This window comes from Thalassospira sp. (assembly GCF_002709775.1).
Lineage (GTDB): Bacteria > Pseudomonadota > Alphaproteobacteria > Rhodospirillales > Thalassospiraceae > Thalassospira.
The window spans coordinates 60,741-86,544 of record NZ_PAQR01000027.1; the positions used below are offsets into that span (position 1 = coordinate 60,741).

Below are 25,804 nucleotides of genomic sequence, written 5' to 3' on the forward strand. Positions count from 1 at the left end.
CTAGCTGCCTTCGGAATCCCCGGCCGAATTCATAGCGCCCAGCCATTTGCGCAGCAGGCCATCAATCTGGTCGCGCTCATCCGCGCTTAGGGCCTCCATCATCTGATGCTGGTTGGCGACGTGGTCGGTGACGGCGGCGTCGATCAGTTTGAACCCTTGATCGCTAAGCGCAATGACGAAGCCACGACCGTCTTCCGGGTTGCGCTGGCGCGTGACGAGCCCGGCCTTTTCCAACTTATCCAAGCGGTTGGTCATGGTGCCCGATGTCACCATGGTCCAGTCGATGAGTTCCGACGGGCTTAGGGCATAAGGCGGGCCGGAGCGGCGCAGGGTTGCCAGAACATCAAAGCTTGCCGGTGACAGATCGTATTTTTTGAAAACACGTTCGTGGGCAGCGCTTAACTGATTGCGCAGCCGCCCCACCCGGCCAATCACGCCCATTTGCGTGACATCGAGGTCGGGTCTTTCACGGCGCCACTGCGCGAGAATGCGATCAACTTTATCCATGGTTTGATGTTCTCCCAAATATTTATCTTGACGTCAAGATTTCTGAATATATCTTGACGTCAAGATAAATGGAGATGCCCCATGAGCCGAACGACTGATTTATGCCTGACTGCACTTGCCCCGATCATCTGGGGGAGCAGTTATATCGTCACCACGGAAATGCTGCCCGACGGCTTTCCGCTGACCGTCGCGCTTTTGCGTGCGTTGCCCGCCGGTTTGATCCTGTTGCTTGTTGTCCGGCAATTACCGCCTGCGGGATGGCGGACCCGGGTATTTGTTCTGGGCGCGCTGAACTTTGCGGTGTTCTGGTCGATGCTGTTTGTTGCGGCCTATCGCCTACCGGGCGGGGTGGCGGCAACGCTTGGCGCGATCCAGCCGTTGCTTGTGCTGTTTCTGGCCCGCGTCGCGCTGGGATCGGGCATTACGATGCTGGGGATTGTTGCCGCGGTTTCAGGATTGATCGGGGTGGCGATGCTGGTGCTTGGCCCGACCAGCAGCCTTGATCCGATCGGCATTGCCGCTGCCCTTTTGGGGGCCGCATCGATGGCGGCTGGAACCGTGATGACGCGTAAATGGCAGCCGCCGGTTTCACCGCTGACCTTTACCGCCTGGCAGTTGACCGCAGGCGGGCTGCTTCTGATCCCGGTCGCCCTGATGGTTGAGCCCGGTTTTCCGATCCCGAACCTGACCAACCTTGCCGGTCTGGTGTGGCTGGGTCTGATCGGGGCGGCGCTGACCTATTTCCTGTGGTTCCGGGGTATTGCGCGACTGGGTCCGACGACCGTGACAAGCTTTGGCTTTTTAAGCCCGACCAGTGCGGTTTTGCTCGGCTGGATCATTCTGGGCGAGGCGCTCAGCCCCCTTCAGATGGCCGGTGTGATTGTCGTGCTGGCAAGCATCTGGCTTGGCCAACGCGCGGCCCGCCCCAAAGCGTCACCAGCCGCAATTCAGCCCGCGATAAACGACCCTGCCCCTCGAACCACCTGAAAATTTACGCCCCACATATATAAGGAAACGTCCGATGAAAATTATCCTGTTTGGCGCCACTGGCGATGTTGGCACCACCACCTTGCATGAAGCCATCAAGCGCGGCCACAGTGTCACTGCGATTGCTCGCAATATCGATAAATTGGCGGATATGCCCGGTGATATTACCCGTGAGAGCCTTGATGTGCTGACCAACCCGGCGCGGGTGGCCGCACTGATGGCAGAGCATGACATCGCGATCAGCGCACTCCGCCCGGTCACGGGATCGGAAAGCCTGCTGGTCGATCTGAGCAAGATACTGCTGGATGCCGCGCGCAAAACCAAAACCCCGATTTATCTCACCGGCGGGGCCGCGACCCTGAAACTGGCCGATGACAGCGGCCATACGGTTCTGACCGCCCCGGACTTCCTGCCCGATACCGTGCGCCCGATTGCCGAGGCCTGTGCGAAGCAGGATGCACTGTTTGATCAGTATGACGATGTGCAATGGACCTGCCTGCGCCCGCCCGCGATGCTGTTCCAGGGTCCGCTGACCGGTCAATATGTCCGTGGCACCGATACGCTGGTGCCTGATCATGACGGGATGGCGCGGATCAGCTTTTCCGACTTCGGCTATGCCATGGTCGATCTGATCGAAGCCGGCAATGGCGGCCAGCAGCGCCTGACGGTGGGCTATCAGAACAAGGCGGCTGCCTGAAGACCTACCTGCACTATAATATAGAACAGCAAAACGGGCGGCTTTGATGGCCGCCCGTTCTTGTTGTCTGGAAGTGTTTAGGAAGAGGCCTTGATGCGGGCAAAGACTTCATCAAGGGCAATATGAAGGGCATCGGTGCCCTTTTCGCGGATGAAGGTTTGCGCGACCTGTTCATTCAGGCCGCCTGCAGTGATGTGGCCTTCATAGAGATCGGCGAAGCTTTGATCCGGGGATTTGTCGGTGTTTTGCGCAAGGCCCGAGAAGAGTGCTGCGAGGTAACGGCGTGCGTCGGCATAGTCGGATCCCTGTTTGACCATCCACTGTGCGGCACTTTCAAGCACGGTGAAATAGGTCGCCATCAGAGCGCTGCCGGTGGCATAGCCATCAAAGGCATCGATGGTTTCGACCGCCACCGCCCCGCCGAGCTTTTCAAAAAGGGCCATGACATCGGGCGAGCCCGGATAGACCGCCGTAACACACGCATGATGTTCGACCGGCGGCAGGGGAATGGCGCGATCACATTGCGCGTTGGTGCCAAGCCAGAACTTGAGATCGGCAATCGGAATGGTGGCGATCAGACTGACAATCTGTTTGTCGTCCGGTACACGAAGCGTTGAAAGCACATCTCCGGCAATTTGCGGCAGGACCGCAAGAAAGATCATGTCGGACAGATCAATGATTGCCTGATTGTCGTCTTCGACCCGCACCTGGTCAAAGTCGGCGGCGAGCTTTTCCGAGATATGTGCGCTTCGGCGTGAAACGATGATTTCACTTGCCGGGTAGTCACTGGTCAAAAGACCGCGAATGACCGCATCGCTGATTGCGCCAGTTCCGATAAAGCCAAGTTTCATTGAAAATCCTCTGTGACAAAGGCGCCGGTCAGGTCCGGCTCCTGGATCGGGCCGTCCTTGCCATCATAGGCAGCGATCACGCGAAATTCCGGACCATCGACGGTGGAGTGGCTTTCATACAAACAGAAACGATCAATGGTGAACACCCGGGAACTGACATCACCATGATCGACAATCGCCTGTTCGATGGATGCGCGCGCCGCATCCCGATTGCGCCCCAGTGTGATGTGCGGGGTGAATTTGCGCATATCCATATCCGGGCATTCATCGAGCGCCACAAGCGCGTTTTCCACCCGGTTGGCAAGTTGGCGGAGTGCCGGTTGATCCTTTACCCCGACCCAGAAAATGCGGACCTTGCGGCTGGATGCAAACATATCAAGGCCGGACACCTGCAGATCAAACGGTTCAAACGCGACCTGCGACAGTGCCTGATCAATCTCACCGGCAAGGCCGGGATCGACATTGCCGATGAATTTGAGCGTAATGTGCATGTTTTCAGGGGTCTGGGCATCAAGCCCCTTGATCGCGCGCCCCAGCGGATAAAGCTCCACCGCAATATCGTGGGGAATTTCCACACCAACAAACAAACGCATGCCTTAAGTCCAATTCAGGTTCGGGGTGGAAGTAAACGGGGTCACGCCAAAAACGTGACGTTTATCCGGTCGAGCGTTCCGGCAATGGCAAGGCGTCATCCTCGCCATCGATCTGCGGGAACTTGCCCGCCGCCCAGTCGGCCTTGGCGGCTTCGATCCGGTCCTTGCTGCTCGAGACAAAGTTCCACCAGATATGGCGTTTGCCAAGTGGCAAACCGCCGAGCAACATCACCCGGCAATCGGTTTTGGCAACGATATCGGGGATTTCTTCAGGCGCGACATAGGCAAGGGTTTCGCTGTCATAGCTTTTGCCATCAATCAGAAGCGTGCCGGAAACAACATAAACCGCGCCTTCCTGATTTTCGCCGGGCAGAAGCAACTGTGCGCCTTCGTCCATGGCGACATCAAGGTAATAGAGCTTGGATTTGACCGGCACCGGGGCTGTTTTGCCAAAGGCCTCGCCCGCGATCAGGCGCATGTGAAGACCGGCATCCTCGATGATGGGCAGGTCATCCTTCGGCACATGATAAAAGGCGGGATCGGATTCCTCGTCTTCTTCGGGGAGGGCGACCCAAAGCTGCAAACCATGCAGGGCGTGAACGGAATTGCGGACAATCTCGGTTTCGCGTTCGGAATGGGTAATGCCCCGGCCCGCATGCATCCAGTTGAGATCACCCGGGGTGATTTCAATATTGCTGCCGAGACTGTCGCGATGAAGGATCGCACCATTAAACAGATAAGTGACGGTCGCCAACCCGATATGCGGATGCGGGGGCACATCAACGCCATGGCCGGTTTCGAATTTCACCGGGCCCATGTGATCAAAAAAGACAAACGGGCCGACCGCGCGCGCTTCGCGATGGGGCAGGATGCGGCGAACCGTCATATCCCCAAGATCAGCTTCCTTGCCAGTAATGCGGGTCACCATGGGTCGCCTCCGTCTTGGAAAAAAGGGATACGGCAGGTTTCCCCGCCGTATCTCTGAAGTCTGGGATCAAAATCTGACGATCCTGTGACCGAAAGGCGAAGGCCTTACGGGCAGGGATAGGTGTAGATTTGATGGATTTTCTCGATCTCTTCGAGAACGTGATCCGAAAGCGTGATGTTGGCCGAACCGATATTGGATTTCAGCTGTTCCATGCTGGTCGCGCCAATGATGTTCGAGGTAAGGAACGGGCGCGAATTAACGTAGGCCAGCGCCATCTGGGCCGGATCAAGACCGTTATCACGGGCCAGTTTCACATAGGCCTCGGTCGATTTGATGCCGTTTTCCTTAAGGTAACGACCGAAATATTCCGGCCATTTGGAAACACGCGCGCCTTCCGGACGGGCACCGCCCAGATATTTACCCGAAAGCGCCCCGCCACCGAGCGGTGAATAGGCGAGAAGCCCGGCATCTTCGCGGATCGAACATTCAGCCAGGCCGACTTCATACTGACGGGTCAGAAGGCTATAGGGATTCTGAACCGAAGCCACACGCGGCCAGCCGTTCTTTTCAGCCAGGGCCAGGAACTTCATCAGGCCCCACGGGCTTTCATTCGACAGACCGATATGGCGGATCTTGCCGGCCTTGACCAGCTCATCAAGGGTTTCCAGCGTTTCCTCGATCGGGGTGAATTCCTCTTCCGGGTCGTGGGTGTAGCCCAGTTTGGAGAAGAAGTTGGAATTCCGATCCGGCCAGTGGAGCTGATAAAGATCGACATAGTCGGTCTTAAGACGGGCGAGCGATCCGTCGATTGCCTCAAAAATCTGCCCGCGGGTCAGACGCGGCCCGCCACGCACATAGGGGAAGCGATCCGCCGGACCGACAACCTTGGTGGCAATTACGAGGTCATCACGACGACCGCGTTTTTCCAGCCAGTTGCCGATGATGGTTTCGGTGGCGGTAAAGGTCTCTTCCATCGCCGGGACCGGATACATTTCGGCGGTATCGATGAAATTGACTTCGTTGGCAGTGGCGTAATCAAGCTGTTCGAAAGCTTCTTCCTGTGTGTTCTGCTGGCCCCAGGTCATGGTGCCAAGGCAGATCACGCTGACATCAATGTCAGTCCGCCCCAGTCGACGATATTCCATATGAAATTATTCCCCTGTTTTGCACCGCGCGACCCACTGGATCGGTGCGGTACATGATTTTGCAATGGTATGAATATATCCGCTTGATCGCGTGATGAAACCGCTGACGGGGAAATTTCTTGTGATCGGGCGTTAGGGGCGCGAGGCAATGCGCTAGATAAACAGGGTCAGAACCCCGGTATAGCCATAGAAACGGTCATTGCAAATTTCGCCATTGCCGTAAAAACCGGTCAGTGGCAAATCGCCCAATTCATCACGAATGATCATCATTTCGCGGCTTTCGGTGCCAAACAGATGCGGGCCACGAGCGACACAGCTGCAATAAAGCGCACCGCGCGGTTTTCCCGGCAGGCGTTTTTGCAAATCAGCCAGCATACGACGCAAATCCTGCTCGGCGGCCGCCCCATCACGGCGGACAAAGCGGATGGCGTCACCCGCCTGCACATCACCGCTGATCGCGATCATGTTGTTTTGCGGATCAATCCCCATCAGATTGCGCACAACGAAATCACCGGTATCAGACCCCGGCACCATAAGAGCCGCGTGATAGCGCCCCGATGCCATGGATTGTTCACCGCCATCAGAATCAAGCTCTTCCTTGAGCACCTCAAGCGCGGGGCGATCATCAAGCGTGGCAACAATGCCTTCGCGGCCTTCGGTCACGCGATGGACCGGGCCGACCGGGGTGCAGGCCTGACTGATGCCGACCTGGACACTGGTCTTGCCATCAAAAAGAACACCCGAAAGACCGCCATCAACCACACGATCAGCAATCTGTGGCGCGCCACGTTCGCCCGATGCAATGCCGCCCACCAGATAGGTCGAACCCAATCGCGCCAGTTCGGCCAATTGACCAAGGCTGTCGGGTGCGCCGGGATCGCCATGCACCAGACCAAAGATCGGCTGCAGGCGATCAATCGCGCTTTGCAGATCAGGCGCATCCAGATCGGCATCGGATTTGAGCGGTTGGAAGATATGGAATTCGTCACGGGCAAAGGGGGCCACCATGACAGAAGCCGCCGGAACCCCGAAATAGGCCCGCCCCGATCCGCAGACCCCAACACCGGACGTTCCGATCCAGTGTTCAATCGACAGGCGGGAACGCAGGAAGGTCAGGATACTGCCAAGATCTTCGGCAAGCGGTTCGGAGACATATAAAAAAGCCAGCGCCTGTTTGGGCAGCGGTTCCTTTTCGAGAAGTTCTGCAAGCTCGGATGCGACCGAGGCCCAGTTTTCGCCGCTGGCATGTGCCGCTCGAAATTCCGCCGTCATGCTGTCTCCCGTTACTGACTGGTCAGGCTGCCCGGGTCTTGTGCCCGGTCGCGAACCAGAAATCCACTTTCCTACATCTAAGCATTGCGCCAACCCTTCGACAAGGGCCAGCACGGCGGTTTGTCACCCAGACCGAGCCAACCGTCAGGCGACATGCTTGCGCAAAATCTCCATCGCGGCATTTAGCTGCGTCATGCGCTGGTGGGAGCCATAATTGCTGTCGGGATGGTGGATGGCGGCAAGAACGCGGTATTTGGCACGGATTGCGCGGAGGTCCGGACGGGCACTTGGCGGAAAGCCCATGACATGAAGGGCCTCGTTAAAGGTCGTCACACCGCGATCCAGCGGATCAAAGGCAAGATTATCAACAATCTGGCGCAGCCGTTCGAGTTCTTCACGTGACTGCAGAAGTTCAACAGGCGGTTCCGCCTGACGTTTCTTGAGCGCGCGCGCTTCTTCAAGGGCTGCGCGTTCGGCGGCGAGAACATCGGATTTCTCAACGCGCATATTTACATCGCCGGCATCAAAGTCGATCGCCATTTGCAGCGCCTTGCGCACGGTGACCACCGAAAAGCCCGGCGGCAGGCGCAATTGCAGGCGGGGTTTACGCCGCCACGGGCGCCCTTCGGCCGGTCCGGACTTCAACACAATGGTTTCGCGATCACTTTTCGGCGGGTCGCCGGGGTCCTGATATTCCTCAATCGCCTTTTCCGGGACGATCAGCATGACCGAGCGCGCCAGATCGGCGGCATTAACACCGCGCCGTTCTGCCAGTTGCAGCACCGCATCGCGAAAGATCGAGGAACAGGGAATGGTGTAGGACTGCTTGACGGTGGAAGAAGACGACACAGAACAATCCCTTTAAGGCATTGAAGCATTTGACTTAAATAGACAACACCAAGCGTTGAATGCGCAGATCACACTTGCCGTTCAGCTTGATATTTACGAAGTGTATCGACGGATTCCGGCCCCTGCAACTGCATTTGCAGTCAAAATTGAATCGCTTCCGATTCATTCACAGGCCAATTGGCGACTCGTTGGGAATCAAAGGAGTCCCCTTATGCCGATCAACATATTGATATCGCTGATAATTTGGCATCTGACGTGTATTTCCCACACCCGCTACGCCTATTTCGGCCAGTTGGAAGTTATCCACAGAACGCACATTGCGAGCACAGGGGCCGACGTCCCTCAAAGTATTGAATTATATAGATTTATCTTAAATTCACCGCAAAATACGCTCAACCTCCCGGTAAAGGCAAAACCTTCAAATTCCGAATTTTCTGTCGGCCTCCTGTTGGGGAAGATTTTCAAAAACAACATATGCAGTTAATCAAAAGACAGTTCGGAACATAACCGAAAGTAAATGAGGTGTTAATTTCACACCAAACACCCTGTTTTGGTCCCCAAATGGGGATTTTCAGGCGAGATTCATGGGGCGAACACCACCGGGTTACACCATCTAACTTATTGATATTATTCCGTTCTTGAACTTCCCGGCGGAATCCCCACGCCTTTGGAGGGTTTGTCGGGACAATCGTTTCGGGTTGTTGATGTTTTCTATCTACATATGCAGTTTTTTAGGACTTTGATGCGGCATAATTGCGCTGATTTGGGAATTTGTGAAATTTTATAACCTGCTGAAAGCCGCATAAACCCTTGGAAAGCGGTTGATTTTCCGCATCGCCGTAAAACCGGGCGCAAGAATTGTTCACGCGTCCTTTTCCCGCCCGCCTGTTCGCAGCTGCGGTGATGCGAAGCATGAGTGTCTTAACAAAAGCGGGGTTTGGTTAAGGCTGTGGTGCGACGATTTCACCCCGATGGCTGAAACTGGCGGCTTTCGGGGAATTTCGCGCCAGGCGCCTGCCCGGAAGACAGAGGGCTTTCGGGGCTCAACTGGCATCCGTGGTTTGCAGCAGGCCAATCACATCGGGTAGGATCCGCTTGACGATGACGTCGACGCCTTCGGCATTGGGGTGCATGCCGTCATCCTGATTAAGGCCGGGTTCTGCGGCGACGCCTTCAAGGAAAAACGGATAAAGATCAACCTGATAGCTGCTGGCGAGATCGGGATAGATGCTGTTGAATTCATCACCATAGGCAGCCCCCATATTGGGCGGGGCCATCATGCCGGCCAGCAGGACATCGACATCCATGCCGCGCAGTTTTTCAAGGATTTCTGCAAGGTTCTCGCGGGTTTGAGACGGCTCCATCCCGCGCAGGGCATCATTGGCGCCCAGTTCAAGCAAGACGGCATCAGGCTTTTCAACCAATGCCCAGTCAAGGCGGGCAAGGCCCGCTGCCGTGGTATCGCCCGAAACCGAACTGTTGATGACTTCCACGTCATGGCCGGCTTCCTTGAGTGCTGCCTGAAGCTTGGGGGCGAAGCCGTTTTCATGGGCCAGGCCATAGCCCGCCATCAGGCTATCGCCAAATAAAACAAGGGTTTTTGGCGTTTGATCGGCATCCTGCGCACGGGTTTCATAGGCAAAACCGCCCACCCCAAGCGTTGCAACGGCAAGGGTCGCAAGCGCCAAGCGCGCGGATTTGCGTGCCCGTGATGCCAGCTTGTGCGTGAACTTGATTACAGTGTGACCTTGCCCAAACGCCAAATTCATTACAAATCTCACCTTGATATGCTGCGATCTTGCGAGAACGGTTTGCAACCGTTTACCCTTATAGAACGCAGACAGAAGTCATTCAGATCAAAAGAAGTCTGAACCAGAAACGTCCTGATCCGTAAGCTTATGTAACCTGCTTTGTTGATCTTGCAACGGACAACCCGATAGGACCTGAAATGAGTGTGACCGAAACCACCACGATACCGGAACAAAATATCGCGGCATCTGGTGAAGTGCCAAAACAGACAATTGATGTGCAAAACCTGAAGCTGCGGCTGCAGGGTCCGGCCGGGATTGTCGAGATCCTTAAGGGGGTCGATCTGTCGATTGGCGCTGGCGAGCGCGTGTCCCTTGTTGGTCCGTCCGGGTCGGGCAAGACATCCCTTTTGATGGTTATTGCCGGACTGGAACAAGCCCAGGAAGGTGTGGTGAAGGTCTGCGGCAACGACTTGCGCGCCCTTGATGAAGACGGGCTGGCACTTTATCGCCGCCATCATGTCGGCATCGTGTTTCAGGACTTCCATCTGATCCCGACCATGAGCGCATTGGAGAACGTTGCGCTTCCGATGGAATTCGCCGGACGCAAGGATGCCTTTGAAAAGGCGCGCGAGGAACTGGAACATGTCGGGCTGGGTCATCGTACCGATCACTATCCGGGGCAGCTATCAGGCGGGGAGCAGCAGCGTGTTGCGCTGGCGCGTGCGCTCGCCACCGATCCGGAGCTTTTGCTGGCCGATGAGCCGACCGGCAACCTTGATGGCACGACCGGTGAAACGATTATCGAATTGCTGTTTGATCTGACCAAACGGCGCGGATCGACTTTGCTTTTGATTACCCATGATCCGGGGCTTGCCGAGCGGTGTGATCGCACGGTGATGCTGCGGGACGGCGAAATCGTTTCGCATCTGGAATCGCAGTCATGAGCACAGCTTCTTCCCCCACAGACGGTGCGGACCGCCTTTGGTCCATTGCCTGGCGGGTCTGCCGGCGCGAGTTGCGCGGCGGGCTGTCGGGTTTTCGTATTTTCCTGGCCTGCCTTGCGCTTGGTGTCGGCTCGATCGCGGCCGTCGGAAACGTTTCGGAATCCGTTCTATCGGCACTTGAGCGTGACGGGCGGAAGCTTTTGGGTGGCGATGTTGAACTGCGCCTGACCCATCAAGAAGCCACTGGCGATCAGATCGACTGGCTGACCGCCAACACGGAACGAGTGGCCGAACTCGCCACCATGCGCACCACGGCCTATGGCCCCGACCAGCGCCGCTTGGTGGAGCTTAAGGCGGTTGATGACGCCTATCCGCTGTTTGGCGAGATGGAGCTTGCCGATGGCGTGCCCTTTGATGGCATCCTTGATCAGAAGGATGGCGTTTGGGGGGCCGTGACCGAGGCCGGCTTGCTTGAACGGCTTCGGATCAATGTCGGTGATACGGTTGCGCTTGGCGATATTGATGTTCAGATCCGCGGCGTCATCGCGACCGAGCCCGACAAGGCTGTTGGCTTTTTCAACTTTGGCCCGCGCCTGATGGTGTCGATGGACGGGTTGATGGATACCGGGCTGGTGCAGCCCGGAAGCCTGATCCGCTATTATTACGCTTTGGATATCAATTACAATGAAACCCCGACCGCCTTTCGCGAACGGCTTGAAGAGCGGTTTGAGGATGCGGGCTGGCGCATTCGCGATACGGCCAATGCCAACCCGGGGCTGAAACGCTTTATCGAACGCCTTACCCTGTTCCTGACCCTTGTCGGTTTGTCGGCACTTCTGGTTGGCGGCATCGGGGTGGCCAATGCGGTGCGTAGCCATATCGAAAGCAAAACATCCGTCATTGCGACACTTAAATCCATCGGGGCCTCGCATGCGCTGGTGCTTCGGATTTACTTCCTGCAGATCCTTGTGCTGGCCCTGATCGGGATTGGCATCGGGCTTCTGATCGGTGCGGTGACACCGGCATTGATTGCGCCGCTTCTGTCTGGGCGGTTGCCGATTGACGTGACACTGGGTCCGGCATTGCCGTCGCTTGTCATTGCGACCAGCTTTGGGGTTTTGACCACTTTGGTCTTTGCCCTGCCATCGCTTTTGCGCGCGCGTGAAATTCCGGCAGCACGATTGTTCCGGGCCAGTGCGGGTCTGTTTAGTGGCAGTCCGGTGCGCAAGCGTGACCTGCCCTATATCGGCGTGCCGTTGGTTTTGTTGCTGATCCTGACTGTCCTGACCGCGACCGACAAGGCGATTGCCCTTGGCTTTATTGGCGGGTCGACAGCGGCTGTGGTGATTTTCACCTATGCCGGGCAAAGTATCGTATCCCTTTCGAAACGGTTGATCACGGGACGCAGTGCCTTTTCCAGACTGGCGCTGGCCAACCTGCACCGTCCGGGGGCCAGCACCGTGCCGGTTGCGCTGTCGCTTGGATTGGGGCTCACACTTCTGGTGACGATTTCGGGGATCGAGGGCAACCTTGATAACGAGATCAACGAGAACCTCCCGGACTCTGCCCCGGCCTTCTTCTTCCTTGATATCCGCCCGGATCAGATTGATCAGTTCCGCGGCCAGCTTCTGGCACAGGATAATGTTTCGGATATCGAACAAACACCGATGCTGCGTGGTCGGGTGACGGCGGTCGACGGCGTTAATTCCAACGATGTCGGGCCGGGCGATGATCGCTGGTTCCTGCGCGGTGATCGTGGTTTGACCTTTGCGGCCACCCCACCACCCGAAACCAAGCTGGTGCGCGGTGAATGGTGGCCAGCCGATTATAATGACGCCTCCAGGCCGCTTGTTTCGATCAGTGCGGATATCGGCAATGCCTTTGACCTTGAGCCGGGCGATACATTGACCGTCAATGTGCTGGGCCGCGATATCACGGCCGAGATTGCCAACTGGCGCGAGATCGAATGGCAAAGCCTTCGCATGAATTTCGCCATGGTGTTTTCACCGGGCCTGATCGACAAGGCACCCTATAGCCTGATCGCCACTGCCCATATGCCGCGCGAAATGGAAGAACCGGTTGATCGCATGATCGGCCTGGATTTCCCGAATGTCTCGGCCATCCGCGTGCGTGAAGCACTTGAAGCCGCCAACGCCATTCTGGCGGGGATTGGTACGGCGCTTAATGCGACCAGCATGATTGCGATTGTGGCAGGTGTGCTGGTGCTGGGTGGGGCGGTTGCCGCCGGTCGACGCAAACGCATATATGATGCCGTGGTGCTCAAGACTTTGGGGGCAACACGGGCCAACATCCTTTATGCCTATGCACTGGAATACGGGATCCTTGGCCTTGCCACCGGGGTGATCGCGGCCTTGGTCGGATCGGTTGCAGCCTGGTCGGTGCTGGTTCTGATCATGGAAGCCAACTGGGTGCTTCTGCCGATGACCATCATCGGACCGATTGCAATTGGCCTGTTTGCCACGTTGGCAGCCGGCTTCGTCGGTACCTGGCAAGCGCTGCGCAGCCCGGCCGCCCCGTTGTTGCGCAACGAATAAACCAACGGTCACAAACGACCTTAATAAACAGGCAAGGCCGGATCCCGATGGACCCGGCCTTGTTTTTTGCAAAAACCGTTTCGTAAACGATTTAAAATCAGGAACCGATCATCACGCGATATCGCGCAAGGCACGGCGAACGACCTTGCCAGTCGTTGTCATCGGCAATTGATCGAGGAAGGCGATCTCGCGGGGATATTCGTGTGCCGCCAGCCGGGTTTTGACGAAATCCTTGATTTCGCTTTCAAGCTCCGGGCTTTGGGCAAAGCCGTCGGCGAGCACGACAAAGGCCTTTACGATCTGACCGCGCTGATCATCGGGTTTGCCAATCACGCCGGCCATGCGGATGGCGGGATGAGCAATCAGGCAATCTTCGATCTCGCCCGGGCCGATGCGATAGCCGGCCGAGCTGATGACATCATCATCGCGCCCGACAAAGCGGATATAGCCATCAGCATCGACACAACCCATATCGCCGGTCAGCAGCCATTCACCGACAAACTTGTCACGCGTGGCTTCAGGATTGCGCCAGTATTCAAGGAACATCACCGGATCGGGCGCACGCACGGCAATACGGCCCATTTCACCGGGTTCCAGCACCTTGCCGCCCAGATCAATCACCGCGACATCGTGCCCGGGGACCGGACGGCCCATGACACCGGGCTTTGAGGCCATGATCGACTGACAGGAACTGACCACCATGTTGCATTCGGTCTGACCATAAAACTCGTTGATCGTGACGCCAAAGACCCGGCGCCCCCAATCAAGGAGTTCTGAACCCAATGTTTCACCACCACTTGCAATAGAGCGAAGTTTAAAATTGAACTTTCGCGTCATATCGTCACCGGCAGCGCGCATCATCTTAAGGGCCGTTGGCGGCAGGAAGGTATTGCGCACGCCATATTCAGCCATCAGGCGAAAGGCATCTTCGGGCGTGAATTTTTCAAACCGGTGGGCAACCACAGGCACCCCGTGATGCCAGGCGGGCAACAGAACATCCAGAAGCCCGCCGATCCAGGCCCAGTCGGCCGGGGTCCACATGACATCGCCGTCTTCGGGGAAGAAGTCATGCGACATTTCGACACCGGGCAAATGGCCCAGCAACACCCGATGGGCATGCAAGGCACCCTTTGGCTGCCCGGTGGTGCCCGATGTGTAGATGATGAGCGCCGGTTCATCGGCACGGGTGTTGACCGGTTCGAACTCATCACTGGCCTCTGATGACAGGGCCTTGAAGTCAAAGCAGTTATCGGGCGCGCCATCAATCACATAGACATATTCAAGGGCCGGCAAAAGATCGCGGATTTCAGCGATTTTGGCAGCGCCCTCCTTGTCGGTCACCAATGCCTTGGCCGCACAGTTGCCCAGCCGGTATTCCAGCGCATCGACGCCAAACAGCGTAAAGAGTGGCACGGCAATGCCACCCATCTTGTAGGTCGCGACATGCGCAATCGCCGTTTCCGGGCTTTGCGGCAACAGAATGCCGACCCGGTCACCGCGCCGGATACCATGACGGCGCATGACATTGGCAAAGCGGTTCGACAGGCGTTTGATCTGTGAAAAGGTGTAGTCGCGGCGCGTACCATCGCGCCTGCGATGCATCAGTGCCAGACGATCGGGATCGTCCGCCCATTTGTCGCAAACATCGACGCCGATATTAAAGTGGGTTGGCACGTTCCATGAGAATTGCGAACGCACCGAAGCATAGTCAGAACGACTGCCCAGCATATTTCCTCCCTGAATTCGCCGCTGTTATTTGTTTTTGGCTGCGGCAAATGTTGCGATGCATGCTAGTGGCAATCGGGAGAAATTGGAAGGTCTCTGTTCAGGGGACCACTACTTGCGGTCCGTTAGCTGCCCGGATCAAGCAGGAAGGTGAAGTTCGATATCTGCCCGGCATCGCTGGTGGCACGTGCGTGACAACCAAGGCAGGTGGCATCATCCTGATCCTGCATGAAGCTTTCAAGCGTGCTGTTGGTCAAAAAGCGCGGCACTTCTCCAACGCCAAATGGTGCACCGCCCGGATTGCCGATCCATTGCGTGCCAAGCAGCATGTAGTTTGCCAAGACACTGCCAGACAGTTTGCTCTGCCAGACAAAGTTGCTTTCGGCTGTACCGGAAAACAGCCGCCAGCAGCGCACGATATCGGGTGATGTTGGTATCTCGCCCGAGGACAGGCGGGCATAGGGCGCGTCATCCGCCCATTTCAATGCATCTGATATCGGCTGATTGGCCGGGCTGCCACTGGCGGTCTTTCCGCCATAGAAAGCGTAGGCCTGATCAACGGCACCGGGGGCAAGGCAGCCATTTTCAAATGGCTCCTTGGTGATGATGCTGTTCGGGCGCCTTGCATTGGCGGCCAGGGGGACATTGTCGACATGCTCGAAACTCGCCCAGATCCAACGATCGCCATTGCCACTGGCCACCCGTTGAACCAGATGCATGCCGACCAGCCCGACGGTGACATCAAGGCACTTGGCCTGCCCATCAAGCGTCTGATCCCCACCAAGCGAGATCCACGCCGGACGGGTGACATAGCGGTCATTCTGTGTTGCTACATCGTTGGGCAAAATGCGCCATGCGAATTTCAGCAGTTGCGCGCCCATCTCACCGGGCGCGGCGGCCGGAATGACCAGATCAGCGTTGGGGGCAGCGTTGGCTGAGGCCAGCTTCACCGCATCGGCCATTTCGGGGTCCAGATGGCCGGTCGGGAAGTCGATCGCCTGCCCGGATTTGGCAAATGCCGCCCGACCGGGTCCGGTTTGCAGGGTGTTGGCGGTAATATAGTTGGCGGCCACCGGATTGATACGGGTTTCAAACAAAACGAAATTGCCCGCCTGATCAATCAGGACATCGCCCGTCGATTGCAGATAGCTTGCCAACAGCAAAGTCCCATCGGGCAGATCATCTTTGCAAGCCGGGTTGGGATAGGTGACCTCGTCAAACAGATCGCGCCGTGTCGGAAAGGTTTCCCAATGGGCTTTCTGATCAGGTTGATCGAGCGGGACCATCAGTGACGTGAAGGCCTGCCATGAAAAGCGGTCAAACGGGCGCTGCGCATGATAGGCGAGGAAACGATAAACGAAGCTGGCATCAAATTCCGGCACATCGACCGGAGCAACAGCGCATGGGGCATCCCCGCTGCCATCGGCACAGAACTCCGATCCGGCATAAGTATCGGTAAAGACCGGAATGTCGCCATCACCGGGCGCGCGTTTAAGGTCGGCGTTTTGCGCCAGCAAAGCCGGGGCGATTGCACAGACAAACCCCGCAATCAGCGCGCCCCTGACCACTACGCGCGCAAAACCCCAGGCCGGATTTGGCAGCGACATATGGCTTGTGAAGGGGCGTGACATGGGCCGTGACATAGTGTGGGGCCTATATGCGTTGATGGAATGCTTTGCGAGTCCCTAAGACCGTCATTATAGACCGGTTTACAAAACCTGTCCTAACTGGCTGATTTCACGATAGCGTCATATCCGGGGTGAACAAGTTCACATCTGAGGACAGCGCAAGCGTGCCCAATCTGGCAAAACGTTGCTTTTCACAGAAATCCTGCCATATTTTGATCATCGCAGAGGTATATCAGTGCCTTCTGCTCATTATTGGATCAAAGAGGGATTTCAATGGCTTTTGAAACGCGTCAACGCGGCTATGACGTCTCGGTTGGCCGGTCGGCGGCCGAGATCGATGAAGGTCTCCGCGCCTATATGCTGCGTGTCTATAACTACATGGCATCTGCACTTGCCTTGACCGGTATCGTGGCGATGGCTGTGTCGACCAGCCCGACCCTAATGCAGGCTATTTTCGGCACCGGACTGCACTGGATTGTCATGCTGGCCCCGATCGGGCTTGTCTTCTTCCTGAGCGCACGCATCCACAAGATGAGCTTTGGTGCCGCACAGGCGACATTCTGGGTCTATGCAGGTCTGATGGGTCTGTCCCTGGCGTCGATCTTCCTGGTTTATACCGGTGAGTCGATCGCTCGTACGTTCTTCATCACCGCGGGTACCTTTGGTGCGATGAGCCTGTTTGGCTACACCACCAAGAAAGACCTGTCGGGCTGGGGCAGCTTCCTGTTCATGGGCCTGATCGGTATCATCATCGCGATGGTGGTGAACATCTTCCTTGCCAGCACCATGCTGCAGTTCGTCATTTCGGCGGCTGGTGTTCTGATCTTCACGGGCCTTACCGCCTATGACACCCAGAAAATCAAGGAAGAGTATCACGAGCACGACGATGCAACGACCGCAGGCAAAAAAGCCCTGTTTGGTGCGCTGCGTCTGTATCTCGACTTCGTGAACCTGTTCATCATGCTGCTGCACTTCTTCGGTAACCGCGAATAGAAGTAAGCCGGCATACGCAGTCAAAACCCCCGCAGCAGCCGCTGCGGGGGTTTCTTTTTGTCTGAATTCCTGATGGGTAACTGTGTCTGGGATCAGTGGGATCAGGAAGCGCCCGCCGCATCCTTTGCCGCTTCGCCCCCGCCCGTTCCGCCGGTGGCATCCATGACCGCCTTGCGATGACCAAGCTGGGACAGGAAGTTTTCCGAACGGGTATAGCCGCCTGATGCGGCGCGTGCAGCACCCTTGGCGCCGGCTTCGTTAAAGGCCTCGTAGGCTTGTGAATAGCTCATCCGTGCGTGGGTGAGCATTTCGATATCCTTATGCAGGTTGCCATTGGTCAGATAGACGGTCGCGAGCGCAAACATGATCCGGCCCCAGATATAGGGCTGATCGCGCCTAGCGCAGACCTTGAGTGCCGCCTGAAAGACCGGGACAACCTGTGTATCGGGAATGGTGACATCGCGGATGGTCGCAGAAGACACAATCGCCTCCGCCAACCCATAGGCAACGGTGGCATAAAGCGGGCCATGCACACGGGCATTGATCATGCCGAGCGCCCGGCGGTAATGCCCGGCCCCCTTGTCGACCAGCTTGGAATTTTCCTTGTCCTTGCCGGTCAGAACCATCGCCTCGGCCAGTTTGCAGATCGAAAGGGCGCGATCCACGGGGGATCCCATGGAAAGTTCGATTCGTCGCTCCAACATCCGCCAGATCGCAATCGAGAGTTCACCAGAGCGCGCCTTGAGATTGGCGACAAGCGACCAGTTCACAAGTGCGCCGTAAAGCGCAAGTGCGGCCGTGGTGCGCGGGTTGACCTTGGAGAAATCACTGACCCGATCAAGCAGTTCGGTGGTTTGGGCTTCGTGGTTGGTCTGATCCGCGGTCGCGCCAGAAAGCGTTTCGCCCTTAAGCCCGGTGGGTGCTTCAGTTTTGCCCGCAGCCGCCACTGGCTTGTCAGCGATTTCGCTGATCATCTGGCGGATATAGGGTTCCATGACGCGAAGCGCGCTGCCGCAATAGGATCGATCCCCGGTTTCAGACAGCACAAACGCGCCGAAACCATAGGCCAGTGCCGCACCAGAGCCAGCCTGCGAGAAGACATCACCGCCAAGCACACGATCCTGCAAATCTTCCATGATCGCGGACAGCCGGGCGATCTGAAGCGCGCGCTGTTCGCCGCCGCGCGATTTCAGCACCAGCTGGGCATTCAGCAATACGCGCAGGGCTTCGGATACATCAGCATGGGTTGGCTGCCGGAAGCTGTAGACCTGTGGCAACATCAGGTCATAAAGCGAGGATGTCAGCGCATCACTGACCATATAGAGGTCAAGGTGGCCATTGCGGGTATCCTGACGCCCCCAGAAGGCGGTATCGGCATCCTTGCGGTGTGCAAGGTTAAGCACACCCAATTGTGCCTCGCGGATGGCCTGGAACGGGTCGGCGGCATCGGGGTTGGGTGAAAAGAACTGGTCAACCCGGATCCCGGCACTTTCGGGAACAGATGACAGGGCCGCCATCACGATGTCGGTGATTTCGTCGCTGGTTTCGCCGCCGATCTGGGCGTTGGTCTTGTCCGGGCTGAAACGCGCAACGCCATATTGGCACAGCACGTCACTGGCCGTCAGGCCATGCCCGACACCATCCCCCATGTCATCGACAGTTTCGGCACCCGTGATCAAGGATTTGAACACAAGGCCAACCATTGACCAGAAACCAGCCATTCTTGTCCTTATCCATCCCCTGCATATCGGAGCCTCGATCGCAGGGGTTTAAGACTTTTGTCAGAACATTTTCGTCCTGTATTTCGGGTTGGTCAATGCTGTGCATTGCCATTTTCATCATACCGAAGAATAGGACAAACGACCCCTAGTTGGGGGTCATAACCATCCGACAAAACAGGATTTTGGCTGGTTTACGGCTCCCAGGGCCGTTTGCGCTGACGTGCGCTGCTACGTTCGGGGGAGGCCGGTTTTGTGGCTTTGCGTCCCCACGGTCCGCGTGCGGATGCGGGCTTGGACGAACGCGGAGCCGGGCCTGCCTGACGGCCCTGTGCAGGGCTTTGCGAAGCACCCGCCATCGCCTGCAGGCGGGCGATGCGGTTGGCCATATTGGGGTGGGTTGAAAACAGGTTATCAACGCCCTTCCCCGACAGCGGATTGGCAATATACATATGCGCCATCGCCGGGTTGCGTTCGGCATCCATGTTCGGCACGGCGTGCACGCCCTTATCAAGCTTATGAAGGGCCGAGGCCAACCACATCGGATGGCCGCAGATTTCCGCGCCGATCTTGTCGGCCTCGTATTCGCGGGTGCGTGAAATAGCCATCTGAACGATCATCGCCCCCATCGGGGCAAGAATGGCAATCAGGATCATGCCAATCCCGCCGAGCGGATTGTTATTGTCGCGGTTGCCACCAAACATACCGGCAAACATCGCAAAGTTGGCCAAGGCGGAGATGGCACCGGCGATGGTCGCGGTGATGGTCATGGTCAGGGTGTCACGGTTTTTGACGTGCGCAAGTTCATGGGCCATCACACCCGCGATTTCATTGCGATCAAGAAGTTTGAGCAGCCCCGTGGTTGCTGCCACGGCGGCATTTTCCGGGTTGCGACCGGTGGCAAAGGCGTTGGGTTGCGGGTTTTCGATCACGTAAACCTTGGGCATCGGCAGATCGGCATTACGCGCAAGATCGCGCACCATCGACACAAGTTCGGGTGCTGTTTTGTCATCCACCTGCCGTGCACTGCGCATGCGCAGCAACATGGCATCGGAATTCCAATAGGCGAACACGTTCATCGCGGCTGCAAACAGCAGCGCAATGATCATGCCCTGTTGCCCGCCAATCATCATGCCAACCGCACCAAACAGCGCGGTCAACCCGGCAAGCAGCAAACCTGTACGCACATAGTTCATGGTCGAAAACCCTTATCGACAAACATTCCGACCGAAAGATAAGGCGATGTCGCGCCATGGCAAGGGCCATCAGACCAGACTGAGATATGGCTCACATCCAAAAAGGAAAACGGGCAAAAAGGAAAACGGGGCTGGCATGCGCCAGCCCCGTCGAGGGAGATGAAAAAAACAGCCGGACCGGCGGGGTCGGGGGAAAAAGACGGTCCGGCTGTTTTGTGCAACGAGGTCGCTTACTCCGCAGGCTGGTCAACGCCAGCCCCGTCGAGTTCACGAACATCGTTGCGCCGGCCAATCATGCGTACAAGGACATAAAAGACCGGGGTCAGGATCAGGCCAAATACCGTCACGCCCAGCATGCCCGAGAAGACGGCAATACCAATCGCGTGGCGCATCTCGGCACCGGCACCACTGGACAGGACCAGCGGGACGACACCCATGATGAAGGCCAGGGAAGTCATCAGGATCGGGCGCAGACGCAGGCGGCTGGCCTCGATCGCGGCTTGCAGAGTGCTGCGGCCCTGATGTTCAAGTTCGCGGGCAAACTCGACAATCAGGATGGCGTTCTTTGAGGCCAGTCCGGCCAGCACAAACAGGCTGATCTGGGTGAAGATGTTGTTGTCACCCCCGAACAGATAGACACCAAAGACAGCTGACAGGATGCTCATCGGGACGATCAGAATGACCGCCAATGGCATGGTCAGGCTTTCATATTGTGCCGCCAGCACCAGGAACACGAGCAGGATACAGATCGGGAAAACAAAGATCGCTGTATTGCCCGCAAGGATCTGCTGATAGGTCAGCTCCGTCCATTCATAGGACATGCCCGGCGGCAATGTTTCTTCCAGGATCTTGGTAATCGCTGCCTGTGCTTCGCCACTGGAATAGCCCGGTGCGGCATTGCCATTGAGATCAGCCGAACGAAACGCGTTGTAGCGCATCGCCGTATCCGGCCCGAACGTTTCGGAAACCGACAGCACAGAGCCAAGCGGCACCATGTCGCCATCTGCATTGCGTGTTTGCAGACGCAGGATGTCTTCCGGGCTTGAACGGTATGGCTTGTCCGCCTGTGCGATCACCTGATAGGTGCGGCCAAAGGCATTGAAGTCATTGACATACATCGAGCCCAGATAGACCTGCATGGTCTGGAAGATTTCATCGACCGGGATGCCAAGCTGCTGGACCTTGGTGCGGTCAAGCGTTGCCTGAAGCTGGGGCACGTTGATGTTGTAGCTTGAAAACACACCGGTCAGTTCCGGGGCTGCCCATGCCTTGGCAAGGACCTGTTTCATTGCATCATCAAGCGCGCCATAGCCCTGATCGGAGCGATCCTGCACCTGTAGCTTGAACCCGCCGACCGTGCCAAGCCCCTGCACCGGTGGTGCCGGGAAGATGGCAACAAAGGCCTCGTCAATGGCGCCAAACTTCTGCTGAAGTTTGCCGGCAATCGCCAGCCCCGACAGATCGTCACTGGTACGCTCAGCAAAGTCGGTCAGCGTGACAAAGACGATGCCGGCACTTGAGCTGTTGACGAACCCGTTGATCGAGAGCCCCGGGAAGGCAACAGCACTTTCAACACCGGGTTCATTGAGCGCAATGTCAGACATTTCGCGAATGACGTCTTCGGTACGATCGAGTGTCGCGCCCTGCGGCAATTGCGCAAAGCTGACAAGATATTGCTTGTCCTGAAGCGGTACGAACCCTGTCGGCAGGATCTGGAACCCCTGATAGGTCAGGGCCAGAAGGCCGACATAAAGCGCCATCATGATCGCCTTCACGCCAAGCAAGCGCTTCACACCACCGGCATAAAGATCGGTACTGCGGTTAAAGAAGCGGTTGAAGCCGCGGAAGAACCAGCCAAAGACAAAGTCCATCCCGCGCGTCAGCCAGTCTTTTGGTGCATCGTGACCGCGCAAAAGGACCGCTGACAAGGCCGGGCTCAGGGTCAGTGAGTTGATCGTCGAAATGATCGTTGCAATCGCGATGGTCAGGGCAAATTGCTGATAAAACTGACCGGTCAGGCCGGAAATAAAGGCAATCGGCACAAACACACCGGTGATCACAAGCGAGGTTGCGATGATCGGTCCGGTCACTTCGCGCATGGCGGCCACGGTGGCATCGCGCGGTGACAGACCCCGTTCGATGTTTCGTTCAACGTTTTCGACCACAACAATCGCATCATCGACCACGATACCAATCGCCAGGATCAAGCCAAACAGCGACAGCACGTTGATCGAAAAGCCCATCAACAACATGAGCGCGAACGTCCCGATGATCGATACCGGCACGGCAAGCAACGGAATGATCGAGGCCCGCCAAGTTTGCAGGAACACCGTCACGACAATCACCACAAGGGCGATGGCCTCCAACAACGTCTTGATCACCGATTTGATCGAACCACGGACAAAAACGGTCGGGTCATAGACAATCGAGTAATCGAGATCGTCCGGGAAGCTTTGTTTGAGCTCTTCCATGGTCGCACGGACGTTGCTTGAGATATCAAGCGCGTTTGAGCCCGGTGAAGCAAAGATCGGAATGGCGACAGCCGGTTTGTTATCGAGCAGGGAGCGCAGGGCATATTGCTGTGCTTCCATCTCGACCCGGGCGACATCGCCCAGACGCGTGATCGTGCCATCGGTTTCGCGCTTGATGATGATGTTCTGGAATTCCTCGGGGCTTTCCAGACGACCGCTGATATTGATCGGCAACTGGAACTGCACACCGCTGTCATAGGGCGCACCGCCGATGATGCCGGCTGCGACCTGAACGTTCTGGCTTTGGATGGCCGAGACCACCTCGCCCGCTGTCAGGTTGCGTTCGGCAACCTTGTCCGGGTTCAACCAGACGCGCATGGCATAATCGCCCGAGCCAAACAGCCCCACCTGCCCGACACCGTTGATACGTGCCAGACGGTCACGGACATTCAGCGTCGCGTAGTTGCGCAGGTAAAGCATGTCATAGCGTTCATTGGGCGAACGCAAATGGACGACCATGGTCAGGTCCGGGGACCGCTTTGCCACCGTCACGCCAAGCTGGCGCACGATATCGGGCAGACGCGGTTCGGCCTGTGATACGCGGTTCTGGACTTTTTGCTGGGCCAGATCAGGGTCGGTGCCGATTTCAAAGGTCACGGTCAGTGACAGGTTGCCATCGGTGGTGGCCAGCGAGTTGATGTAAAGCATCCCTTCGACCCCGTTGATCTGTTCTTCAAGCGGGGATGCGACGGTTTCGGAAATCTCGGCGGGGTTGGCGCCGGGAAACTTGGCTTCGACCACGATCGAGGGCGGGACGACTTCCGGATATTCGGAAATCGGCAAGCGCCACATGGCTATCAGGCCCGCCAGCAACATCAGGACGGACAGGACGCCGGCAAAGATCGGGCGATCCACGAAAAATCGGGACAGGTTCTGCATGATTTTCAGCCTTGCGTTAAAGCGCAGTCACGCATCAATTACGATGCGGCGGCCTGCAGAATTTCAGGTGCGACGGGCATGCCCGGCCGGACCTTCATGATGCCGTTGACAATCACCAGATCGCCTTCGTTCAAGCCCGAGGTCACAATGCGCATGCCATTGATTTCCGAGCCCAAAGTCACCTGACGATAGGCAACCGTGTTGTCGGGTTCGACGACATAGACGAATTTGCGGTCCTGATCGGTGCTGACGGCTTCGGGCGAGACCATGATGACGTTGCTTTTGGCCAGCGTACCAACCTGAAGGCTGGCAAATGTGCCGGGCAGAAGATTGCCACCAACGTTGTCAAACAGCGCACGGGTGCGGATGGTGCCGGTGCGGGCATCAATCCGGTTATCGAAGCTGTGCACGTGGCCAGAAATCTGGCGCCCGTTTGAAAGCGTCATATTGACCGGAATGGTCTGTGCCGCGTCATCGATCTTGCCGTTCTCACCGAGGCTGGCAAAGAAGGTCTGCTCATCGAGGTCGAAATCGGCATAGATTTTCCCGGTCGAGACGATCGTGGTCAGAACCGGCGCACTGGCACCGGCATTGACCTGATTGCCAACCGTCAGTTCAACCCGGCTGACCCGGCCATTGATCGGTGCTTTGACATAGGCGTGATCAAGCTCGATCTCGGCCTGTTGCAGTTTAGCGCGCGCCCGGCTGACGTCACTTTGCGCGACCTGATGGGTGCTTAGGCGTTCGTCATAAACGCGTTTGGAAACCGTGCCGTTGGAAACGAGTTTCTCGGCCCGTTCCTTTTCCTTTTTGGCCAGCGACAGGCTTTGCTGTGCGGCGGCCAGTTCAGCACGTGCTTCGTCAACTGCGGCCTGATAACTGCGCGGATCAATCACGGCAAGAACATCACCCTGATTGACCAACTGACCATCTTCAAAGCGGATTTCGACAATCGCACCGCTGACCTGCGGACGCAGTTGGACTTCTTCGACTGCACTCAGGCGGCCGGAAAAGTTGCTCCAAAGGCGGACGGACTGACTTTTGATCCCCGATACGGTGACCGGGGTTGCCGGAGGGGCCGCTTGTTCGGTTTGAACCGCGACCTCATCCGCAGCGGAACCGGTGATATGCAGACCATATCCACCGGCGGCTGCGACCAGCGCCAGGGCGGCGACTGGCAGCAGAATTTTGCGTTTTGATTGAGACTGCATCGTACCATCTTCCAAATAGGTTACGCCGCGCACTCGCGGCCCGTTTGGAACAAAGATGGATACCGATCGGTATGTTTGCAAGGAAATTTAGAGAAAAAATTGCTTTACGTTCTCTAAATTCGGAATTTCAGGGGAAATTCAAGCGGCCGTTTCCCCCTCTACATCCCTGTATTTGCACTGTAAATTGAGGATGCGACAGATGCCGAGCCGGATGTCAGACCGAACGGTATCGATATCGTTGAAAACCTGGCCATAGGTCAGCAGACCATGCACATATTGGAAAATCAGGCGCGCCAGAGTCGTCACATCACCATCCTCGGCGAGCATGCCTTCGCCTTTCAGACCGCGCACCATGGAGGCAAGGTATTTGATGTGTTCTTCGGCCAATTCACGCGAGCAGTTCTGGATGGCGGCGTCTTCCGGCCCGACCTGACCACCGGCAGTGAAGATCGGACACACGCAGGCTTCGTTTTCGCCCGGCGCGGCACGACGTTCCTGCTTACTGCTCAGCAGTTCGATATAGCCGTTCAACTGTTCAAGCGGAGGGACTTCGGGTGAAAAGATCGCGCGGAGCTCGCCCTTGCCCTTTTCCCAGTGATGGCGGGCAGCGGCGGCAAACAGCTCTGCCTTGCTGTCAAAGTGATGATAGAACGCGCCCTTTGTCACCCCGGCATGCTTGCACACGTCACTGACACCAACGTCATGGTAGCTGCGCGTTGACAGCAGCTCCATGGCAGTTTCAAGCAGCTTGATCCGGGTTTCTTCTGCGTTCCTCATAACCTTGACCTGTCCTTTTTGTATAAGCCAGATATACATACCGGTTGGTATTTTTCAAGAAATACCC

Annotated in this window: 20 protein-coding genes; 5 read left to right on the plus strand and 15 right to left on the minus strand. The window is 57.0% G+C overall.

The genetic code is table 11. From position 1 onward, the window contains the following. On the minus strand, positions 1-507 hold the full coding sequence (locus tag CMO10_RS11110; RefSeq protein WP_297021942.1) for a MarR family winged helix-turn-helix transcriptional regulator: 507 nt from the start codon (positions 505-507) through the stop codon (positions 1-3). A gap of 81 nt (positions 508-588) precedes the next feature. Between CMO10_RS11110 and CMO10_RS11115 the strand changes: the two genes are divergently transcribed. After that, on the plus strand, positions 589-1,494 hold the full coding sequence (locus tag CMO10_RS11115; RefSeq protein WP_297021945.1) for an EamA family transporter: 906 nt from the start codon (positions 589-591) through the stop codon (positions 1,492-1,494). A gap of 34 nt (positions 1,495-1,528) precedes the next feature. Beyond that, positions 1,529-2,191 (plus strand): NAD(P)-dependent oxidoreductase, encoded by a 663-nt coding sequence (locus CMO10_RS11120; protein ID WP_297021948.1) that lies wholly within the window; start codon positions 1,529-1,531, stop codon positions 2,189-2,191. Positions 2,192-2,268: 77 nt separating this feature from the next. Here the strand turns inward: CMO10_RS11120 and CMO10_RS11125 are convergent, their stop codons facing one another. From CMO10_RS11125 to CMO10_RS11155, 7 genes are all read right to left on the minus strand, one after another. Beyond that, positions 2,269-3,042, minus strand: coding sequence for a pyrroline-5-carboxylate reductase (locus tag CMO10_RS11125; RefSeq protein WP_297021949.1), 774 nt, complete (start codon positions 3,040-3,042; stop codon positions 2,269-2,271). Then, the gene (thpR, locus tag CMO10_RS11130) at positions 3,039-3,635 is read right to left on the minus strand and encodes an RNA 2',3'-cyclic phosphodiesterase (RefSeq protein WP_297021951.1); all 597 of its coding nucleotides are present in this window, start codon (positions 3,633-3,635) and stop codon (positions 3,039-3,041) included. Before thpR ends, CMO10_RS11125 begins: the two co-directional genes overlap by 4 nt. A 61-nt stretch (positions 3,636-3,696) precedes the next feature. Beyond that, complete coding sequence (locus tag CMO10_RS11135; RefSeq protein ID WP_297021954.1) at positions 3,697-4,563, minus strand: pirin family protein; 867 nt, start codon at positions 4,561-4,563, stop codon at positions 3,697-3,699. Positions 4,564-4,667: 104 nt separating this feature from the next. Next, positions 4,668-5,708: an NADP(H)-dependent aldo-keto reductase gene (locus CMO10_RS11140; RefSeq protein WP_297021956.1), complete on the minus strand. Its 1,041-nt coding sequence runs from the start codon at positions 5,706-5,708 to the stop codon at positions 4,668-4,670. 153 nt (positions 5,709-5,861) lie between these two features. Next, on the minus strand, positions 5,862-6,980 hold the full coding sequence (locus CMO10_RS11145) for an FIST signal transduction protein (RefSeq protein WP_044829717.1): 1,119 nt from the start codon (positions 6,978-6,980) through the stop codon (positions 5,862-5,864). Positions 6,981-7,124: 144 nt separating this feature from the next. Then, positions 7,125-7,829 (minus strand): J domain-containing protein, encoded by a 705-nt coding sequence (locus CMO10_RS11150; RefSeq protein ID WP_044829718.1) that lies wholly within the window; start codon positions 7,827-7,829, stop codon positions 7,125-7,127. 1,043 nt (positions 7,830-8,872) lie between these two features. Further along, entirely contained in the window at positions 8,873-9,598 is a 726-nt protein-coding gene (locus CMO10_RS11155) for an arylesterase (protein WP_297021962.1), read from the minus strand. A gap of 179 nt (positions 9,599-9,777) precedes the next feature. On the opposite strand from CMO10_RS11155, the gene CMO10_RS11160 reads away from it, so the two are divergent. After that, on the plus strand, positions 9,778-10,524 hold the full coding sequence (locus tag CMO10_RS11160) for an ABC transporter ATP-binding protein (protein WP_044829720.1): 747 nt from the start codon (positions 9,778-9,780) through the stop codon (positions 10,522-10,524). Then, positions 10,521-13,079 (plus strand): ABC transporter permease, encoded by a 2,559-nt coding sequence (locus CMO10_RS11165; protein ID WP_297021966.1) that lies wholly within the window; start codon positions 10,521-10,523, stop codon positions 13,077-13,079. Before CMO10_RS11160 ends, CMO10_RS11165 begins: the two co-directional genes overlap by 4 nt. Positions 13,080-13,190: 111 nt before the next feature. Here CMO10_RS11165 and CMO10_RS11170 read toward each other — a convergent pair whose 3' ends face one another. Together CMO10_RS11170 and CMO10_RS11175 are read right to left on the minus strand one after the other, a co-directional pair. Beyond that, entirely contained in the window at positions 13,191-14,807 is a 1,617-nt protein-coding gene (locus tag CMO10_RS11170; RefSeq protein WP_297021970.1) for an acyl-CoA synthetase, read from the minus strand. A 122-nt stretch (positions 14,808-14,929) separates the two neighbouring features. Further along, positions 14,930-16,435 carry a hypothetical protein gene (locus CMO10_RS11175; protein ID WP_297021972.1) on the minus strand — a complete coding sequence of 502 codons (1,506 nt, stop codon included), beginning with the start codon at positions 16,433-16,435 and terminating at the stop codon, positions 14,930-14,932. Positions 16,436-16,705: 270 nt separating this feature from the next. Here CMO10_RS11175 and CMO10_RS11180 point away from each other — a divergent pair, with 270 nt between their 5' ends. Next, positions 16,706-17,425, plus strand: coding sequence for a Bax inhibitor-1/YccA family protein (locus CMO10_RS11180; RefSeq protein WP_044829724.1), 720 nt, complete (start codon positions 16,706-16,708; stop codon positions 17,423-17,425). Between the two features lie 101 nt (positions 17,426-17,526). Here CMO10_RS11180 and CMO10_RS11185 read toward each other — a convergent pair whose 3' ends face one another. The 5 genes from CMO10_RS11185 to CMO10_RS11205 form a co-directional block, all read right to left on the minus strand. Continuing rightward, on the minus strand, positions 17,527-19,146 hold the full coding sequence (locus CMO10_RS11185; protein ID WP_297021976.1) for a hypothetical protein: 1,620 nt from the start codon (positions 19,144-19,146) through the stop codon (positions 17,527-17,529). Between the two features lie 191 nt (positions 19,147-19,337). Then, positions 19,338-20,339: a zinc metalloprotease HtpX gene (gene htpX / locus CMO10_RS11190; RefSeq protein ID WP_297021979.1), complete on the minus strand. Its 1,002-nt coding sequence runs from the start codon at positions 20,337-20,339 to the stop codon at positions 19,338-19,340. Between the two features lie 230 nt (positions 20,340-20,569). Next, positions 20,570-23,749, minus strand: coding sequence for an efflux RND transporter permease subunit (locus CMO10_RS11195; protein ID WP_297021982.1), 3,180 nt, complete (start codon positions 23,747-23,749; stop codon positions 20,570-20,572). A 38-nt stretch (positions 23,750-23,787) separates the two neighbouring features. After that, positions 23,788-24,960, minus strand: coding sequence for an efflux RND transporter periplasmic adaptor subunit (locus CMO10_RS11200; protein ID WP_297021985.1), 1,173 nt, complete (start codon positions 24,958-24,960; stop codon positions 23,788-23,790). 138 nt (positions 24,961-25,098) lie between these two features. Next, positions 25,099-25,737 carry a TetR/AcrR family transcriptional regulator gene (locus CMO10_RS11205; protein ID WP_297021987.1) on the minus strand — a complete coding sequence of 213 codons (639 nt, stop codon included), beginning with the start codon at positions 25,735-25,737 and terminating at the stop codon, positions 25,099-25,101. Positions 25,738-25,804 lie beyond the last annotated feature (67 nt).